The 17,974-nt window shown below is 70.9% G+C and carries 18 protein-coding genes; 10 read left to right on the top strand and 8 right to left on the bottom strand.

Annotated elements, in window-relative coordinates; translation table 11 throughout:
• Entirely contained in the window at nt 1-2,010 is a 2,010-nt protein-coding gene (gene acs / locus ACWEOW_RS14945) for an acetate--CoA ligase (RefSeq protein ID WP_452270004.1), read from the bottom strand.
• 208 nt (nt 2,011-2,218) lie between these two features.
• Nucleotides 2,219-3,364: a tryptophan--tRNA ligase gene (trpS, locus tag ACWEOW_RS14940; protein ID WP_452270003.1), complete on the bottom strand. Its 1,146-nt coding sequence runs from the start codon at nt 3,362-3,364 to the stop codon at nt 2,219-2,221.
• A gap of 290 nt (nt 3,365-3,654) precedes the next feature.
• Here trpS and ACWEOW_RS14935 point away from each other — a divergent pair, with 290 nt between their 5' ends.
• The 10 genes from ACWEOW_RS14935 to ACWEOW_RS14890 all read left to right on the top strand — a co-directional run bounded on the left by ACWEOW_RS14935 (nt 3,655) and on the right by ACWEOW_RS14890 (nt 12,434).
• The gene (locus tag ACWEOW_RS14935; RefSeq protein ID WP_452270002.1) at nt 3,655-4,539 is read left to right on the top strand and encodes a hypothetical protein; all 885 of its coding nucleotides are present in this window, start codon (nt 3,655-3,657) and stop codon (nt 4,537-4,539) included.
• Nucleotides 4,540-5,193: 654 nt separating this feature from the next.
• A complete protein-coding gene (locus tag ACWEOW_RS14930; protein ID WP_452270001.1) occupies nt 5,194-6,087 on the top strand; it encodes a hypothetical protein in 894 nt (297 codons plus the stop codon).
• Nucleotides 6,088-6,112: 25 nt separating this feature from the next.
• The gene (locus ACWEOW_RS14925; RefSeq protein ID WP_452270000.1) at nt 6,113-7,300 is read left to right on the top strand and encodes a TadA family conjugal transfer-associated ATPase; all 1,188 of its coding nucleotides are present in this window, start codon (nt 6,113-6,115) and stop codon (nt 7,298-7,300) included.
• A gap of 113 nt (nt 7,301-7,413) precedes the next feature.
• Nucleotides 7,414-8,364 carry a type II secretion system F family protein gene (locus tag ACWEOW_RS14920; protein WP_452269999.1) on the top strand — a complete coding sequence of 317 codons (951 nt, stop codon included), beginning with the start codon at nt 7,414-7,416 and terminating at the stop codon, nt 8,362-8,364.
• Nucleotides 8,361-9,011, top strand: a complete 651-nt coding sequence (locus ACWEOW_RS14915; RefSeq protein WP_452269998.1) for a type II secretion system F family protein — start codon at nt 8,361-8,363, stop codon at nt 9,009-9,011. The genes ACWEOW_RS14920 and ACWEOW_RS14915 overlap by 4 nt, the downstream gene beginning before the upstream one ends.
• A gap of 57 nt (nt 9,012-9,068) precedes the next feature.
• Complete coding sequence (locus ACWEOW_RS14910) at nt 9,069-9,257, top strand: DUF4244 domain-containing protein (protein WP_452269997.1); 189 nt, start codon at nt 9,069-9,071, stop codon at nt 9,255-9,257.
• Nucleotides 9,258-9,298: 41 nt separating this feature from the next.
• On the top strand, nt 9,299-9,628 hold the full coding sequence (locus ACWEOW_RS14905; protein ID WP_452270144.1) for a TadE family type IV pilus minor pilin: 330 nt from the start codon (nt 9,299-9,301) through the stop codon (nt 9,626-9,628).
• Nucleotides 9,553-10,089: an Rv3654c family TadE-like protein gene (locus ACWEOW_RS14900; RefSeq protein ID WP_452269996.1), complete on the top strand. Its 537-nt coding sequence runs from the start codon at nt 9,553-9,555 to the stop codon at nt 10,087-10,089. Before ACWEOW_RS14905 ends, ACWEOW_RS14900 begins: the two co-directional genes overlap by 76 nt.
• Nucleotides 10,090-10,304: 215 nt before the next feature.
• Nucleotides 10,305-11,711, top strand: a complete 1,407-nt coding sequence (locus ACWEOW_RS14895; protein ID WP_452269995.1) for a hypothetical protein — start codon at nt 10,305-10,307, stop codon at nt 11,709-11,711.
• 60 nt (nt 11,712-11,771) lie between these two features.
• Nucleotides 11,772-12,434 (top strand): class F sortase, encoded by a 663-nt coding sequence (locus tag ACWEOW_RS14890; RefSeq protein WP_452269994.1) that lies wholly within the window; start codon nt 11,772-11,774, stop codon nt 12,432-12,434.
• Between the two features lie 140 nt (nt 12,435-12,574).
• Here ACWEOW_RS14890 and ACWEOW_RS14885 read toward each other — a convergent pair whose 3' ends face one another.
• From ACWEOW_RS14885 to ACWEOW_RS14860, 6 genes are all read right to left on the bottom strand, one after another.
• Nucleotides 12,575-13,039 carry an RrF2 family transcriptional regulator gene (locus ACWEOW_RS14885; RefSeq protein ID WP_452269993.1) on the bottom strand — a complete coding sequence of 155 codons (465 nt, stop codon included), beginning with the start codon at nt 13,037-13,039 and terminating at the stop codon, nt 12,575-12,577.
• A 244-nt stretch (nt 13,040-13,283) separates the two neighbouring features.
• Nucleotides 13,284-14,294, bottom strand: coding sequence for a sulfate/molybdate ABC transporter ATP-binding protein (locus ACWEOW_RS14880; RefSeq protein WP_452269992.1), 1,011 nt, complete (start codon nt 14,292-14,294; stop codon nt 13,284-13,286).
• Nucleotides 14,291-15,100 carry a sulfate ABC transporter permease subunit CysW gene (gene cysW / locus ACWEOW_RS14875; protein WP_452269991.1) on the bottom strand — a complete coding sequence of 270 codons (810 nt, stop codon included), beginning with the start codon at nt 15,098-15,100 and terminating at the stop codon, nt 14,291-14,293. The genes ACWEOW_RS14880 and cysW overlap by 4 nt, the downstream gene beginning before the upstream one ends.
• A complete protein-coding gene (gene cysT / locus ACWEOW_RS14870) occupies nt 15,097-16,137 on the bottom strand; it encodes a sulfate ABC transporter permease subunit CysT (protein ID WP_452269990.1) in 1,041 nt (346 codons plus the stop codon). Before cysT ends, cysW begins: the two co-directional genes overlap by 4 nt.
• On the bottom strand, nt 16,134-17,165 hold the full coding sequence (locus tag ACWEOW_RS14865; protein ID WP_452269989.1) for a sulfate ABC transporter substrate-binding protein: 1,032 nt from the start codon (nt 17,163-17,165) through the stop codon (nt 16,134-16,136). The genes cysT and ACWEOW_RS14865 overlap by 4 nt, the downstream gene beginning before the upstream one ends.
• A gap of 363 nt (nt 17,166-17,528) precedes the next feature.
• Nucleotides 17,529-17,974: hypothetical protein (locus ACWEOW_RS14860; RefSeq protein ID WP_452269988.1), on the bottom strand; the 446-nt coding region annotated here is incomplete at its 5' end.

Genomic DNA, 17,974 nt, shown 5'->3' with positions numbered 1-17,974 from the left:
TCAGCTGTCGCTGGACGAGCCCTTCGACAGGCCCGACTTGATCAGGTCCATGACCGAGCTGTCCGCCAGCGTCGTCACGTCGCCGACCTCACGGTTCTCGGCGACGTCGCGCAGCAGGCGCCGCATGATCTTGCCGGAGCGCGTCTTGGGCAGCTCGGGCACGATCATGATCTGGCGCGGCTTGGCGATCGGGCCGATCTCCTTCGCGACGTGGTTGCGCAGCTCCTGGACGAGGTCCTTGCCCTCGCCGACCTCGTCGGCCTCCTGGACCGCCTCGGAGCGGAGGATGACGAACGCGCACACGGCCTGTCCGGTCGTCTCGTCGGTGGCGCCGACCACCGCAGCCTCGGCGACCTTGGGGTGGGACACGAGGGCCGACTCGATCTCGGTGGTCGACAGGCGGTGGCCGGACACGTTCATGACGTCGTCGACCCGGCCGAGCACCCAGATGTCGCCGTCCTCGTCCTTCTTCGCGCCGTCACCGGCGAAGTAGAGACCGTCGAACCGCGACCAGTACGTCTCCTTGTACCGCTCCGGGTCGCCCCAGATGCCGCGGAGCATCGCCGGCCATGGCTTGGTCAGCACGAGGTACCCGCCGTGGCCGTTCGGCACGGAGTGGCCGTTGTCGTCGACGACGTCGGCGGCGACGCCCGGGATGGCGCGCTGTGCCGAGCCCGGCTTCGCGGCGGTCACGCCTGGCAGCGGGCTGATCATGATCGCGCCCGTCTCGGTCTGCCACCACGTGTCGACGATCGGGCAGCGGTCGCCGCCGATGACGCGGCGGTACCACATCCACGCCTCGGGGTTGATCGGCTCGCCGACCGACCCGAGCACCCGCAGCGAGCTCATGTCGAACTTCGCCGGGATGTCCTCGCCCCACTTCATGAACGTGCGGATCGCGGTCGGGGCGGTGTAGAGGACGCTGACCTTCTTGTCCTGGACGATCTCCCAGAAGCGTCCCTGGTGCGGCGTGTCCGGCGTGCCCTCGTACATCACCTGCGTCGCGCCGTTCGTGAGCGGCCCGTACACGATGTACGAGTGCCCGGTGACCCAGCCGATGTCGGCCGTGCACCAGTAGACGTCGGAGTCCGGGTGGACGTCGTGGACGACGGCGTTGGTGTATGCCGCCTGGGTCAGGTAGCCGCCCGTCGTGTGGAAGATGCCCTTCGGCTTCCCGGTCGTGCCCGACGTGTAGAGGATGAACAGCGGGTGCTCCGCCTCGTGCATGGGCGCCTCGTGCGTGGGCGCGGCAGCCTCGAGCGCCTCGTGCCACCACACGTCACGCCCGTCGGTCCACTCGGTGTCCTGGCCGGTGCGCTTGACGACGAGGACCTTCTGGACGCTGCCGCTCTCGCCGCCGTGAGCCAGCGCCGCGTCCACCGCCGGCTTCAGGGCCGAGGCGCTGCCGCGGCGGAAGCCGCCGTCCGAGGTGATGACGACCATGGCCTTGGCGTCGTCGATGCGCGTGCGCAGCGCCTCCGCCGAGAACCCGCCGAAGACGACCGAGTGGGGCGCGCCGATGCGGGCGCAGGCAAGCATGGCGATCGCGGCCTCGGGGATCATCGGAAGGTAGATCGCGACAGTGTCGCCCTTGCCGACCCCGAGGTCGGTCAGCGCGTTCGCGGCCCGCTGCACGTCGGCATACAGGTCGGCGTAGGTGATGTCCTTCGTGTCGCCCGCGGGCTCGCCGACGAAGTGGATCGCGACCTTGTCGCCGCGCCCGGCCTCGACGTGGCGGTCCACGGCGTTGTAGCAGGCGTTCAGCTCGCCGTCCTGGAACCACTTCGCGAAGGGGGCATCCCAGTCGAGCGCCCGGGTGAAGTCCTTGCCCCAGGAGACGTACTTGCGGGCCTGGTCCGCCCAGAAGCCCTCATGGTCGGCCGCGGCCTGGTCGTACAGATCGGCAGTGCCGTTCGCGTTCGCGGCGAACTCGGCCGCTGGCGGGAAGGTCCGGCTCTCGTGGAGGAGGTTCTCGAGCGTCTCTTCGCTCACGGTGTCCACCTTTCGCATCGACTATGAAGCGGTCGCACTGTCCAGCGTGCAGTCCAGCGTCCATCGCTGGGACGCGCCTGCGACAACTCAAACGCAGGCTAGTTGCACCGACAAGAGCGGAGTGAGGCAGGTCTCGTCGCTACTGGCGAGTAGCCTGCCGAACGGTCCTGGTTCGCGGACGAGCGGTCGTGCGGGCACGCAGGACGTCGTGGACGTCGTGGTCGGCTCAGTAGGCCATGCCCATCACCGCCCGGACGGTCGCCAGGGTCCGCTCGGCCACCTCGCCGGCGCGAGCGTTGCCCTCGTGCAGCACCTGCGCAAGGTATGCCGGGTCGCGGGCCAGGTCGGCTCGGCGCGCCCGGTGTCCTGCGAGGGACTCGTTGACCGCCTCGGTGACGACGTCCTTGAGACGCTGTGCTCCGCCGTCGCCGACTCGGTCGGCAACAGACTCGGGTGCCTCCTCGAGGAAGAGGCCGGCGATGGTCAGCAGGTTGGCGACCTCTGGCCGGTTCGCTGGATCGAACGTGACCCGCCGCTCGGAGTCCGTTCTCGCGCTGCGGATCCGAGCCTCGGTCTCATCGGCCGTGTCGCGCAGGTTGATGACGTTGCCCTTGCTCTTGGCCATCTTGGTGCCGTCCGTGCCGAGGAGCAGCGGAACGTCGCTGAGCAGTGCCTCCGGTTCGGCAAACACACTCTGCCCGCCGGCATACCTGGCGTTGAACCGGCGCGCGATGGCGCGGGTCTGCTCGAGGTGCGGCAGCTGGTCCCGGCCGACCGGCACGATCCGGCTGTGGCTGAAGAGGATGTCGGCGGCCTGGTGGACGGGGTAGGTGAGCAGCAGCCCGGAGAGCGGGCGGCCGCCCGAGAGGGTCAGCTCATCCTTGACAGTTGGGTTGCGCCGCAGCTCGGCGTCGGTGACCAACGAGAGGAAAGGCAGCATCAGCTGGTTGAGCGCGGGGACGGCGCTGTGCGTGAAGATCGTGGTGCGGGTGGGGTCCAGACCCGCCGCGAGGTAGTCCAGCACCAGGCCTTGGACGTTGGCGCCGATGTCGCCGACGGAGTCGCGGTCGGTGATCACCTGGTAGTCGGCGATCACCACGAACGTCTCGACGCCCTTGTCCTGCAGTCGAACCCGGTTGCGCAGGCTGGCGAGATAGTGGCCGACGTGAAGCGGACCGGTCGGCCGGTCGCCGGTGAGCATCCGGAAGCGAGTCGGGTCGGTCGACGCGTGCTCGTCGATGAGTCCGTCGAGGATGACGCTTCGCTCGCGAGCGCGAACGTAGGTGGCGCTCTCGGTGACGTCGAAGGGTGTCACCCCGACGGTGTCGGCTGGGTGGGTGGCTGGCGCGGTGGTTGCGGTCGTGGTGGTCATTGCTGCTCCTTGGATGTGGAGCCCACGGGTGACCGACGTCGGAGAACGCGAAGAGCCGCCCGTGGGCGGCTCGTGATGGGTTGGTTCGATGGGCCGCCTCAGCTGGGCAGCCACCACGCGCGATGGGTCGACGTGAACGAACTCATACATCGAGGGTAGCGGACGGCCGCGACGGGTGCCCGTCGTCCGGGCTGCACGGCGGATCGAGCCGACAGGGCTGGGCCCCCGGTGACGCGTGGGGGTGCTCACCATTGGGCGGTCGCGGCTGGCGACGTCCGTAGGCTGAGCCGGTGCCAGACCCGACCGCCGCTCAAGCCGCGATGCTTGACCGGCTCGCCGTGCTCACTGACCTGCCCGAGGTGCGCGAACGAGCCGATGCGGCCCGCGAGGCATGCACGCGGCTGCGCTTCCACGAGGCGCTGCGCCGGAGGATCCCCGAGGCTGCAGCCGAGTCACGCGTCCGAGGAGCGCAGGCGAGCGGTGCTCTAGACGGTGCGGACCTCCCGGTGCCGGTGGTCCGCGAGCTGATGAGCGGCGTTCGCCCGTGGCCGACCGAGCCCGACCCTGCTCTTCGCGAAGTGAAGGGAGCCGTATCTGCCACGGCGGAGACCGAGCACGTGGTCGGGCTCGTCCGAACTGCGCCGATGCAGGCCCTTGCCCGGCTGCATGTCGCGGCGGCGACGCCGCTGCTCTCTCGGGGGGTGACGGCCGACAGCCTGGGCCGACCTCGCCTCGAGGGCGAGACCTGTGCCGAGCTGGTCGACGTGGGCCCGGCGCCGTCGGCCGCAGTGGTCGCGACCCGGCTGGGTGCACTGTCGGAGCTCATCGTCGCTGCGTCGGCGTCTCCCCGCGTGCCAGCGGCTGTCGTTGCCGCGCTGGTCCATGCCGAGATCGCGACGATACGACCGTTCGTGCACGGCAACGGTCTCGTCGCTCGGGCCATGGAACGCGCGCTCCTGCAGGCCTCCGGGCTCGACCCGACGGGGGTGGCCGTGCCCGAAGCCGGCCACGCGGCCGGCGGGGGACCGGCATACCTGGGGGCCTTGGTGGCCTACGCGCAGGGCACGGCGGCGGGCGTGGGCCTCTGGCTCGCGCAGGCTGGGTCCGCCTACGTGCGCGGCGCGCAGGAGGGTGAGCGCGTCTGCGACGCCGTGCGAGCGGGGCGCCTCGCCTGATGCGCTCACCCATGCACGCCTGATCGTGCGGGGTGTCCACGGGGGTGGACAGTTTCTTGCTGTCCGTTCACTGTGGGGGGTGTCGCCACGCCGAGGGCCTGGGGTACAACGGATGCAGGAACCCCATCGCCGAGAGGCGTAGATCCGGATCCGCCGCAAGACAGATCTCTCGAGAATCACTGAGTACCCACGCGAGAGCAGTTCGCTTGGAACCGTCCACCCTCGGGACACAACCGAGGCGACACTCACAGGATGCACGCCTGGTAGCTCGGTACTTCTCCTGAGGCCCCCGACCCCGGTCGGGGGCCTCGCCCTTGTGCCGGGAGCTTGAGCCCGCGGGCCGCTGGGGGCATAGGGCGCATGAGTCCTATGTCCTTCAAAAGCCGTCTGTGTCATGACATGGAGGTTTGCATTCACCACCGACAACGACGACGATGGAGCGCGGTGCCGGCCCGCGACCCCCTTGTTGGTGGTCCGCGAGGCGCCCGCGATCTGGCCCCTCCCCCCCGGGCGCCACGGTCGTGAAGGTGGCCTCCGTCGTCCCCCTGACGGAGGCCACCGCCACTTTCCACACCTCCTCGGCCCGTGATGGGGTTGTCCACCGCCGGACGTATGCCGCTGGGCACCGACCGCTCGTGAGGCGACGGTTGGCGCATGGGAAACGTCATTGCCTTCGTTCCGGCGTCAGGAGGGGTCGGAGCCTCCACCCTCGCGGCGGCGGTCGCCGTCCGAGCCGCCATGGTGGGCCGCTCGTGCGCGGCCGTCGACCTCGATCGGTATGCCGGCTCGCTGGAGGTCAGGTTCGGGGTGGAACATTCGGCCGGCTGGCGCTGGCCCGAGCTGTCCGAGGTGGCCGGTGTCGTCGACGGGGAGGCGCTGGCCGCCGAGCTGCCGATGTCGTGCGGTGTGGCCGTGCTCGCCGGGTACGGGCCGCATGGATGGGGGCGAGCTCCGGGCGATGTGCCCGGTGGCCCGCCGGGTGGCCAGTGGACCGAAGGGTCGGGCGAGGACGACGGCGAGCCGTTCGGACGCAAGCTGGGCGCGTCGCCCTCGGAGGCCCGTGAGGGGGGCGACTTCCTGGTGCAGCTCGCGGATGTCGTCACGGGCCTCTCGTTGGCGCTCGACCTCACCGTCCTCGACCTGTCACGCGATGTGGACGTGCTCGCGGCGGTCGCGCACCTCGTCGACGCCGTGGTCGTGGTTGCCGGGTCGGACGTCGGGCAGCTGACCGCACTGTCGCACGTCGTGCCCGGTGTGCGGCGAGTGGTGCGGGCGTCAAGGGTCGCCGGCGGTTCCTGGGAGAGCGGCCCGCCGCCCCTGCCGGTCGAGCCGTGGCTCGTCCTGCGCGGCACAGGCGTGGAGCCCGCGTTGCAGGACCTTGTCATGGACGCGCTCGACGTGCCGCTGGTCGCCGTCGTCGGCGACGACCGGCTCGTGCTCGGCGACCTGGCCGACGGTCTCCCTCCGGGAGCTCGGGCGCGAGGCGATGTCGTTCGGGCCGCCGACGCCGTGCTGCTTCGGCTGGCGCGCCAGGAGCTGGCGGCGTGAGCGGCTGTCTCGGGCGGTGGGTGCGGTGACGCTGACCCCCGCAATGTGGGAGCGGGTCAGGGGGGGTCTCGCGCCCGACGTCCACGAAGTCGCCGGCGTGGCGGAGCAAGAGCACGGCGCACTCGGCGCGCGCAGGGTCGCAGCGTCGCGGGACGCTCTGACGGCCAAGGTTCTCGGTGCCGGTCCGCTGGACCACTGGCTTGACGCCCCGGGCGTCACGGACGTCGCCGTCAACGGGGACGGCCGCATCTGGGTCGACCGTGGCAGCGGCATGGAGGACGTCGGCGACGGGATCGCCCCCGAGGCGGCGCGCGCGCTCGCGGTCCGCCTCGCCGGGATCGCCGGTCGCCGGCTCGATGACTCGAGCCCCTGGGTCGACGGCCAGCTGCCCTCAGGTGCCCGCCTGCACGCGATGCTGCCGCCGCTGGTCGCGGGTGGCGCACACATCACCATCCGTGTTCCGTCCTCCACGCCCGTGTCGCTCGACGAGCTCATGGGCCGGGGGATGGTCCCTGCCCACTGGGACGTGGTGCTTGGGGAGATCGTGCGCAAGCGCCTGGCGTTCGTCGTCTCAGGAGGCACCGGAGCAGGCAAGACAACGCTCCTCGCGGCCCTGCTCGCGATCACCGACCCGGTGGAGCGGTTGCTCGTCGTCGAGGACGTCCGCGAGCTGAACGTCGACCATCCGCACGTCGTACGCCTCGAAGCCCGCCCGCCCAATGTGGAGGGCACCGGCGAGGTCACGCTGACCACGCTCGTGCGCCAGGCCTTGCGGATGAGGCCCGATCGCATCGTTGTCGGTGAGGTGCGTGGTGCCGAGGTGCGAGAGCTCCTCGCGGCGCTCAACACCGGCCACGAGGGCGGCTGCGGCACGGTTCATGCCAACGCTCCATCGGACGTCCTCGCGCGGTTCGAGGCGCTCGGCGCACTCGCCGGGCTCGGGCCGGTTGCGGTGCAGTCCCAGCTCGCCGCCGCGATCGACATCGTCGTTCACGTCGCTCGCGAGCGCGGCGAGCGTCGCGTGGCGTCGATCGCGGCGGTCTTCCGTCGCGGCGACGGCCCGTCGGTCGTCCCAGCGCTCGAGTGGAGGGGGGCCGGCTTCCCCGCCACGGCCGGGCCCGCGTGGCCGTCGCTCGCTGCGCGGCTGGGCCTCGACCCCGGGGTGGTGCACTCGCACGCCGACCACATCCGAGGAGCGGGGGTCGAGACGTGAGTGGCCTCCCGGTCCTGCTCGCCTCGCTTCTGCTCGGGGCGGCAGTTCTGTTGTGGCCTCACCGAATTCGCGTTACCGCGAGCTCGGCTCGCGAGACATCGCGCGGTGCGGTCGTGGGGCACCGCACGGTGGTGCCGGTCAGCAGGGTGGCGCTGGGCGATGAGGCAGTGCGCGACGGCGCGGTGCTGGGCGGCGCGGTGCTGCGCGACGGCGCGGTGCTGCGCGACGGCGCGGGGGTGCGCGACGGCGCGGGGGTGCGCGACGGTGCGGGGGTGCGCGACGGCGCGGGGGTGCGCGACGGCGCGGGGGTGCGCGATGGCGTGACCATGAGTGGCGGCCGGCGGTTGCCTGGGGGGCTCGGTGCCGCTGGCCGTGCCGGGGAGGTCCGTGCTGCGCTGCGCTCGCTATGGCGCGAGGACCCGGTCCAGCTCGTGCGCGCGTGGCGGCTGCGTCGCCGGCCGGAGAGCCTGGTCGATGTCGTGCTCGACCTGCTGGACGGCATACGCCCCGCTCTGGAAGCGGGCTTGCCGCCGGCCCGGGCGGTCGAGATCGCGGGTGCTTGCTCGTTGGGCCGCGACCGAGCCCGTGGTGCGAGGAGCGCGTCCACCACGTCGGGTCGGACGCGTCGCCGGGAGATCGAGTGGCTGGTCGAGGCGCTCGTCGAGGCGGCGGAGGCCGGCACGCCGATGTCGTCGACCTGGGCCGAATCTGCCCGTCGCAGTGGTTCGGCCGAGCTTGGCTTCGTCGCATCTGCCTGGCGCCTGTCCGAGACGACCGGCGCACCGCTCGCGGCCGCCGTCGGCCGGGCCGCGGAGGGACTGCGTGATGCGAGGACCCGCCGAGGCAAGGTCGCCGTCGCGGTCGCCGGGCCCAAGGCGACGGTGACGGTGCTGACCGCTCTGCCGCTTACGGGGCCGCTCTTCGGCTGGGCGTGCGGCGTGGGCCCTGTCGCGATGTACCTGGGCTCGGGTCTGAGCCTGACCTCGCTGCTCCTAGGGCTGGCGCTCCTCGTGCTCGGGCGGTTCTGGTGCTCCCGGATCATCCGCGCGGCGGTGGCCGCATGATCGTGACAGCTTCCGCCCTGGTCGTCGCCCTCCTGCTCGCCGCGGCGGTCGGAGTGCTGCCGTCCAGGACGCATGCGAGCGACGAAGACGTGCGCACTGCAGGGGAGGGCAACGGGCGGCAGGACGTCGGGCCTGGTGCCGTCTCCTCTGACCATCGGTCCGCCAGCGGCACGTCTGCCTCGCGGACAGGCCGACGACGCATTGACAGCACGGCAGGTGACGCCGACATCTCGGCCGCCATGACGCTCTTGGCCCTTGCGTACCGATCGGGCCTTCCGACGTGGGACGTCCTGCTGGCCGTCGCGACGGGCGCTCGAGGAGCGGTCTCCCGAGACCTGCGGCAGGTGGCCGCAGCGCTTCGGTGGGGTGCCGGCGAGTGGGAGGCGTGGGGTTCGGTGGGTCCCGGCTGGTCCCCGGCCGCGCGGGCCGTCGCGATCGCGCAGCAGGCGGGAGTCCCTCCCGGGCCGATGCTGCTGGCCGCGGCCGAGGACCTCCGCCATGCCGACCTCGACCGGCTCGAAGTCGGGGCGGCGAGGGCGGGCGTGCGGCTCGTCGCCCCACTCGGCCTCGTGCTCCTGCCCGCCTTCTGCCTCACGACCGTCGTGCCGCTCGTCATCGCGCTCGCGGGTCGGCTGATGGCCGGCTGACCGCACCACAGGCCACCGGATCGAGGAGTCCGGACACATCAAGAGAAGGGGAAAGCTATGACACACAGACTGGTTCGCTCGCTGCAGGTGCGCCGCCGGGAGCATGGGATGACCACAGCCGAGTATGCCGTCGGCATCATGGCGGCGTGCACGTTCGCCTTGGTGCTCCTCGGCGTGGTCAAGTCCGACAGCGTGCGCAGCGCCCTTGCCGGAATCGTGCAGAGCGCGCTGGGCATCGCCGGGTGAGGTGTCGACCGGCCCGGTGTTCGGCGGGGCGCGACGTCGGGATGGTGACGGCCGAGCTGGCCGTCGCCATCCCGGCCGTGGTCCTGGTCCTGGCCGTGTGCCTGGCCGCCGTGCGGGCGGCCATCGACCAGATTCGCTGCATCGATGCCGCCCGAGTGGCTGCGCGCTCAGCCGCTCGTGGGGATGACCCTGCTCGGGTGCGCGGGTTGGCTCTGGCTTCGGCCCCCGACGGCGCGAGCGTGTCCGTCGTGGCGTCCTCGACGGTCCAGGTCACCGTGATGGCTCGGACCGGCGGATGGGGAGGCGTCATCCCCACCTGGACACTCTCGGCCTCGGCCGTCGCACCCGCGGAGAGTGCGGACCCGCCATGAGTTGTCAGCGACGCGCCGGCCTGACTGGCGGCAGCCTCCGCCGACGACCGGACATGCGCGTCTCGCCCGCACGCATGTCGTCCCGAGCGTCGGACCGCGGTTCCTCCAGCCTCCTGGTCGTCGGACTCATCGGCGTTGTGCTGGTGTTGACGGTCGGCGCATTGGCGATGGCCTCGGCCGTAGTCGCAAGCCATCACGCCCGGACGGCCGCAGACCTCGGGGCCCTCGCCGGAGCGACGGCGCTGCGTGGCGGTGCCTCGCGGAACCAGGCGTGCGCTGCCGCTGCATCCGTTGCCACTGCGAATGGCGCTGTGCTGCAAGAGTGTGCGATCCGCGACGGGCGCTCTCTGCTGGTCGTCACGGAGCGTCGCTCTGCCCTGTGGCCCGCGCCGGCCACCGCCAGGTCGAGTGCCGGGCCAATGTCGAGATCGCCACCCGAATGGCGGCTCCTGGCACCGTGACCGAGCCGTCGGCACTGCCGATCGCTCTCTGGACATCTCGCTGGTCCAGCGACATCAGCCGCCGTCTCGGGCGTCACACTGTCATGACCATCTTGAGAGCTCATCGGCGACGTGCCGTCTCTGTGCTGGCTGCTGCCGCTGTCCTTGGCATGGGGCTTCCCGCCTTCGCGACCAACGCAGGATCACACTCCGGGGTTGCGACCTCTGGTTGCGACGTGGTCTGGAACGCCAAGACGGTCATGGACACAGATCTCAACAACACGCAGGACGGCGGTGGCCTGGCGGTCGACCTCCAGGGCAACCCGGTCAGCTACAGCAACGGTGGCTACATGGTCGAGGTCCGGCCGGAGTTCGACGGGCCCGGGATCTTCGAGATCACGCACTGGTACACCGAGGCCCCTTCAGGGCCGACCACGGCCCCCGTCAAAGGCTCCTACCGGATCCCGGTCGCAACCGATGACACGATCCTGGATGGACACGTTGCCGTGACCTTGCCGGCGACCGCCACGAGCGTCTCCTTCGACCCCGTGTCGAGCAATGCCGCCATGCCGCGGTGGGGGGCTCCCTACTCGAACTACACCTGGGCGCGGCAGGCCTCGCTCGCTTCGAGCGACGACGCGACCCGGACCTACGTGGTCGATCTGGGCACGCTCGCGGCGCACACGGGCACCGTGTTCCAGCTCGACTTCACCGTCCCCATCGGGACCGACCTCGCCGACCCGGTCTACACGACGGCCCGGCTGAGCGGCACTGCGGAACAGGGCTCCGGCGCCTGCGCGGTGACCCGGCCTCCCGCGCCCACAGTCACGACCAAGGCGTGCAAGCTCTCACTCGCCGGGCAGACGGTCTTTCCCCTTCCTTCCCCGGACATCACGGTTCGCGACAAATGGGACGACTACGGTGCGGTCCACCTGACCAACGACCCGACCACCAGCGCCGACGATCTCTGGCGAACGACGCCCACGCCTGAGGGCGAGGTCAATGCCGACGGATGGGGCGCGCCGCCGCAGCGCTTCATGCGCTTCTACGCTGCCACCAACAAGGGGGTCGGGGACGCCACTTACACGGTCACCGCCGTCCAGGGGATGCGGTTCACGACCCCTCCCGACACGATCTACACGGGCACGCCAACGGGTATGGGCCAGCTCTATGGCAACGGCTTCACGATCCCGGTAACGGGTGCCGGCACCGCGACGGTCTCCGCGGACGGGACGACGATCACCCTGCACATCGACACGATGCCTGCCAAGTCCGGGTTCGCCTTCGTTGTTCCGGTCGCCGCGGACTCGAGCGGCAAGGCTTTCGTCGCGAACGAGACCCTGACCGCCTCTGTGCTGGGCTGCACAGACACCGCAGGGGGCGGACCGACGCCGACCACCACGCCGACCACCACGCCGACGGTGACGCCGACGGTGACGCCGACGGTGACGCCGACCGTGACGCCGACCGTGACGCCGGCACCGTCGGTGCACGGCCCAAGCGTCGACACCGGCGGCCACCTGATCGCGGAGCCGGCCAGCTCCGACTCCTCGCGCCCGGGTTCGCTTGCGATCATCGGCTGCGCTCTCGCGCTCCTGGCACTCGGTGGCCTGGCCCGGTTGCTGGCCCGCCGCGCGTCGTGAGTCCACATCGTGCCTGAACTGGACCGCCGCCTGAGGCGCGCATCGCTCAGGACGGCCTCGGTGGGCGCCCAGACGCCCGGTCGGCGGGCCGTTCAGATGGCTCTCCTGGCGGCGCTCATGTGCGTGGGCGTCGTCGGGGTCGCCACGATTCAGAGCGGTTCCGGACATGCGGCGGTGCCGACCGCGAGGCTCATGGACTTGCACGGTCGGCCAGTAGCGCCCGACGAGACCGCTGCCGCCCCAGCAGCTGTCGCGGCGCGGATGAAGGCCGTGCCCGATGTCGGGGGCCGGTTCAGGATCCCGTCGGTCGGGCTCGACGTCCCCCTCGGCGAGCTCTCGATGGCCGGCGGGACCATCACGCCGCCGACCTACACGTCGGCATACGTCGTCCGAAATCTCGGAGCCGGGCCGTCACGGCCAAGGTCAGGGACGGTGTTCGTGGCGATGCACTCGCTCCGAGGCGGTGGCACGGGGCCGGGCAACTACCTCATCGACGCGCGGCGGGAGGGGGCGTCGCTCCGGACAGGAAGCGTCATCCAGCTCGACTCGGTCACGTACCGGGTGACCAGGTCCGTGCTCGTCGACCGAGACCGAATTGGCGACGACACAACGGTCTGGGCCGACGTCCCGGGTCGGCTTGTCGTCATCACCTGCATGCAGACGCCATCGGGGGATCGTCCTCCCACCCAGAACCTCGTGATCGAGGCACGGCTGTCGCGCTAGACGCCAAGAGCAGGGCCCGTAGTCCACCCCGCCCGACGGCTGCTGGAGCTGGTGAGGCGGCTGGGGCGGGGCGCTCACTCGAGGGGGAGATCAGCCCATGAGGTCGAGTGGGCGCGTGGTCCCACCTGTCACGCGTCGGGTCAGCGGTTCTGCCACGCATCGGGCGTGGCCAGGAGCTGGCGGACGCGGTCGGGCAGGTCACCCGTTCGCAGGTCTTCCAGCGACGTGTCGTCGAGCACCTCGCGCAGGCTCGCCCGCACCGCGACCCAGAGGCTGGGCAGGTGGGTAGCCACCCCTTGGTACGTCGTCTCGTGGGGGCGCAGCCCGCGCACCTCGGCCAGGGGCCCGTCCACGGCGCGGAACACGTCGCCGATGCTGATCTCACGCCGTTCGCGGGCGAGCACGTACCCACCCCGCGCTCCGCGCCGGCTGAGCACCAGACCCGCCCGGCGCAGGTCCGCGAAGATCGCCTCGAGGAACTTGCGAGGCAGATCCTGACGGTGTGCCAACGAGTCGATGCTGACGGGCCCGGTGCCCTCGGCCTCGCCCTCGGCAAGGATGAGCATCGCCCGGACGGCGTAGTCCACACGCGCGGAGATGTCCACGGGTGCAGTGTGCCTCATAAGCAGCCAACCCCCCACGACCCAGCACACATGAGCCCTCACGAAAGTCGAGTGGTCATTTCGACACGGCCGGCGCGCCGACCGACTCGGCGTTTCGAAGCGACCACTCGACGGGTGGGATCAGGCTGGGATCACGTCGAGTGGCCGCTCGGTCTTGCATCCCAAGCGGCATACCGCTGAGACGAAGCGACCACTCGACGGGGTGGGCGGGCGAATGGACAACGGGTCAGATGGCGAGGGCCGGGTCGAGTTCCACGACGCTCGAACGCTGGGCCGCGCGCGCGTGCACTGTCTCGCCTTCCCTCAGCTGCAGCTCGGCTGCGTCGCGCCGGGTCACCTGGGCCGCGAATCGCTCACCCGAGTCTGCCCGCAGCTCCACCCGCACCTCGAAGCCCAGGGGCACCACCCGCTCGACGACGGCCTCGATGACCCCAGGGGAGTCGGGCACCTTGGCGTCCTGGGCCAGCGCGGTCGCGCGGTCCCGCTCCAGCACGATGTCGTGGGGCCGCACGAGCTGCCCGCCAAGCCGGGCCACCGAACCGAGGAAGCTCATGACGAAGTCGTTCGCGGGGCGCTCGTAGAGCGTGACCGGGTCGCCCACCTGCTCGATCCGACCCTTGTTGAGTACGGCGATCCGGTCGGCGACGTCGAGGGCCTCCTCCTGGTCGTGGGTCACGAGCACCGTTGTGACGTGGACCTCGTCGTGCAGCCGCCGCAGCCACTGGCGCAGATCCGTTCGCACCTTCGCGTCGAGGGCCCCGAAGGGCTCGTCCAGCAGCAGCACCTGTGGGTCGACGGCGAGGGCTCGCGCCAGGGCCATCCGCTGGCGCTGGCCACCGGAGAGCTGCGCGGGGTAGCGGTTGCGGAACCCCTCGAGGCCAACGATCTCGAGCAGCTCGTTGACGCGCCGGTCGATCTCGCCCTTGGGTCGCTTGCGGATCGTCAGCCCGAAGGCGACGTTGTCGCGCACGGTCATGTGCTTGAAGGCGGCATAGTGCTGGAAGACGAAGCCGATCCCGCGTCGCTGAGGCGGCTCGTCGGTCACCTCGCGGCCCTCGATCGTCACGGTCCCGGAGTCGAGCCCTTCGAGGCCGGCGATCGACCGCAGCAGGGTCGACTTGCCGGATCCGCTCGGCCCGAGCAGCGCGGTGAGCGACCCGCTCGGGATCTCGATGCTGACGTCGTCGAGCGCGGTGAACGCGCCGTAGTTCTTGCGGGCGTTGGTCACAGAGATCATCGGTCGGTCCTCTTGCGGTCGAGCAGGGTCATGAGCAGGAGCACGAGCAGGGCGATCCCCATGAGGAGGGTCGCGGCGGCATACGCGCCGTAGGTGTTGTGGTCGTCGATGTAACGCGCGTGGACGAGCAAGGTGAGCGTCTGCGAGACGCCGGCGAAGCCGGAGGACACCATGATCACGGCGCCGAACTCACCAAGGGCGCGGGCGACGGTCAGGACGATGCCGTAGGTCAGGCCCCAACGGATGGCGGGCAGCGTGATGCGCCAGAACGTCTGCCACGAGCTGGCGCCGAGGGTGGACGCGGCCTGCTCCTGGTCCTGGCCGATCTCGTGCAGCACCGGCTCGACCTCGCGCACGACGAACGGCAGCGTGACGAAGAGGGTCGCGATGACCATGCCGGGCAGGCCGAAGATGACCTTGAACCCGGCCCGGTCAAGCCCGCCGAACCACCCGTTGACGCCCCACAGCATGATGAGTGACACGCCGACGACGATCGGCGACACCGCGAAGGGCAGGTCCACGACCGCCTGCAGCAGCCCACGCCCCCGGAACCGGCCGCCCCGCACCAGCGCCAGGGCCGTGGCGACGCCGAAGATGACGTTGAGCGGCACGACGATCGCGACGATGAGCAGCGACAGGTTCAGGGCGGAGATCGCAGCCGGGGTGCTGATCGACGCGTAGAAGGTGCCGAGGCCCGGCGACAGCGCGCGCCAGAGGATGACGCCGATGGGCAGCCCGATGAGGGCGACGAGGTAGCCCAGGGCGACGACGCGCAGTGACAGCCGGGTTCCGCGCGAGATCCTCACGGCGCTCGCTCCTCTCGTCGCTGGGCCCGGCTTGCGACGACGCGCAGCACGAACAGGGTCAGGAAGGCGATCGCAAGCAGCGCGACGGAGACGGCCGCGGCGTTCTGCGGACGGTCGATCTCGATCTGCTGCTGGATGTACTGCGAGGCGACCTGCGTCTCGCGCGGGATGTTGCCGCCGATGAGCACGACCGAGCCGTACTCCCCGATGGCGCGCGCGAACGCCAGCCCCGTGCCGGACAGGATCGCCGGTCCGAGGGTCGGCAGCACCACGCGACGGAACGTGGTCCAGTTCGACGCGCCGAGGGAGGCGGCCGCGTCCTCGACCTCGCGGTCGGACTCGATGAGCACCGGCTGCACGGACCGGACGACGAACGGCAGCGTGACGAACAGCAACGCGACGACGAGCCCTGGGCGAGTTGCGTTGAGGTGCACGCCGATCGGGCTGTTCGGCCCGTAGAGCGACAGCAGCACGATGCTCGCCACGATGGTCGGGAGAGCGAACGGCAGGTCGATGACGGCATTGACGACGCGCTTGCCGGGGAAGTCGTCACGGACCAGAACCCACGCCACCAGCGTCCCGAGGACGGCGTTGACGAGAGCCACCGCGGCCGCCACGAGCACGGTCACCCACAGCGACGCGAGCGCGGCCGGCGCGGTCACCGCCTCCCAGAAGCCGGCCCAGCCGTCCGAGAACGCCGTCACGGTGAGGGCGGCGAGCGGCAGCAGCACGATGACGCTGAGCCACAGGGTGACGACGCCGATGCCGAGCGGCTGGGCGAGCCGACGTCGTGGGCGCCGACGTGCCGGTGCGGTCGGGCGCTGCGGCGTCCCGCCGTCGCCAGATGCCGCTGGATCACCGCCTTGGTATGCCGCAGGCCGAACCTCGGGGTATGCCGTCGCGCCTCGTCCCCGGGACGGGTGCGCTTGCGCAGGCGCCTCCTCGTGCGGCGCCGTGCCGCTCTCGGCGCCCGGCGCGCGCGACCGCAGGGAGGCCGAGCGCTCGGCCTCCCTGCGGTTGACGGCGTTCGACGTCACTTGGTCGCCTTGTCGTAGATGACGGCGATGTCGCCGACGTCCTTCTTGAACAGGGTGGAGTCGACCGCCTTCCATCCACCGAGGTCGGCGATGGTCCACAGCTTCGCCGGTGCCGGGAAGCTCGAGGCGAACTCGGCTGCGACCGTCGGGTCGACGACGCGGAACCCGGCCTTGGCCAGCAGGGTCTGGGCCTCAGGCGTGTAGAGGTAGTCGTTGAAAGCCGTCGCGGTGGTGAGGTTCTTGCTCGTCCTGATCACCGCCGCAGGGTTCTCGATCTTGAACGTCGTCGGAGGGGTGACGTGCTGCACCGCTTCGCCGTCGCGCTCGAGGAACAGCGCCTCGTTCTCGTAGCTGAGCAGCGCGTCGCCCGAGCCCTGGATGAAGGCCTCGCTCGCCTCTCGTCCGGACTTCGGCTGGATCTTCACGTGGTCGGTGACGAGCTGGTTGATGTAGGCCAGGCCGGCAGCCTTGTTCACGCCGCCGTTGCTCTTGGCGGCATACGGAGCCAGGAGGTTCCACTTGGCCGAGCCCGAGGAGAACGGGTTGGGGGTGACCACCTCGACACCGGGCTTCAGCAGGTCGTCCCAGTCCTTGATCCCCTTGGGGTTGCCCTTTCGGACGACGATGGTGACGACGGAGCCGAAGGGAATTCCCTTGTGCTCGTTGGCATTCCAGTTCTGGTCGACGAGCCCGGCGTCGACCAGGCGGGTGATGTCCGGCTCGACCGAGAAGTTGACGAAGTCGGCCTCGGCACCGGCGGCGACCTTGCGGCTCTGGTCGCCCGAGGCGCCGTAGCTCTGCTGGAACTGCACTCCCTTGCCGGCCGCGGTCTTCTGGAACGCCGGGATCACAGCGTCGAACCCGACCTTCGGGACGGCATACGCGTACAGGTTGATCGTGCTCGTCGCGGCACCCGCGGGGGTGGAGCCCGGCTGGTCCACGACGTCACTCGAGCCGCCGGCACACGCCGTCAAGCCGAGCGTTCCGGCGATGACGGTGGCGGCGAGAGCGATGAGCGGGCGTCGCATGATGTGGCTCCTCATGGGTCTGGCGCGGCTGCGCGGGGTCCGAGGAGAGCGGCTGCTTTCCTATCGGATATATGGGAGTTTCGAATAGCAGGGCGTTACTGGTCAAATAACTACTGCTTATGTCTCAGAGTGTGGTCCCTCACCCGCCTGCCCGCCCGCGCCCCCACGCGCCTGCCCGCCCGCGCCCTCGCCAGGCCCTGTCGACCGCAACACACCGAGCAGCCGCAAACTTCGCCGGAAATAACCGTCGAAGTTTGCGGCTGCTCGGTGTGTTGCATCGTGAGCCGGCGCGCGGGATGAGCCGGCGCGCGGGATGACCCGGCGCGCGGGATGAGCCGGCGCGCGGGATGAGCCGGCGTGGGGTCAGTCGGCGCGGGAGAGGGTGCGCACCTGGAGCACCGGGCCGACCATCGAGATCGTGGCGACGTCGACGGCGTGCTCACCGCTGACCGTCACGCGCGCCCCCGGCTCGGCGTCGACGGCCCATCCGGGCGGGAACATCAGCTCCCATGTGGTCCCGTCGTCCGCATCGAGCACCAGCGGCTGCATCTCGATCTCGGCGCGGCGCAGCGTCCCGCGCACGACAACGGTCGGCCGGGGTCGCTGCGACGCTGCCTTGGTGACGGCGTCGGCGAACGGGCCGGGAACGCGGCGAAGATCCTCGGGGGAGCGTCCCCGACCGGGTCCGGCCCCACCAGGTCCCGACCCGCTGGGCCCGGACGCGCTGGGCGCGGACCCGCTGGGCCCGGACGCGCTGGGCCCGGACGCGCTGGGCCCGGACGCGCTGGGCCCCGGACCCGCTCGGCCCG

It is taken from the genome of Monashia sp. NPDC004114 (genome assembly GCF_053603855.1).
The sequence above is the reverse complement of the archived record's forward strand: the minus strand, read 5'-3'. Positions and strand labels throughout refer to the sequence as shown.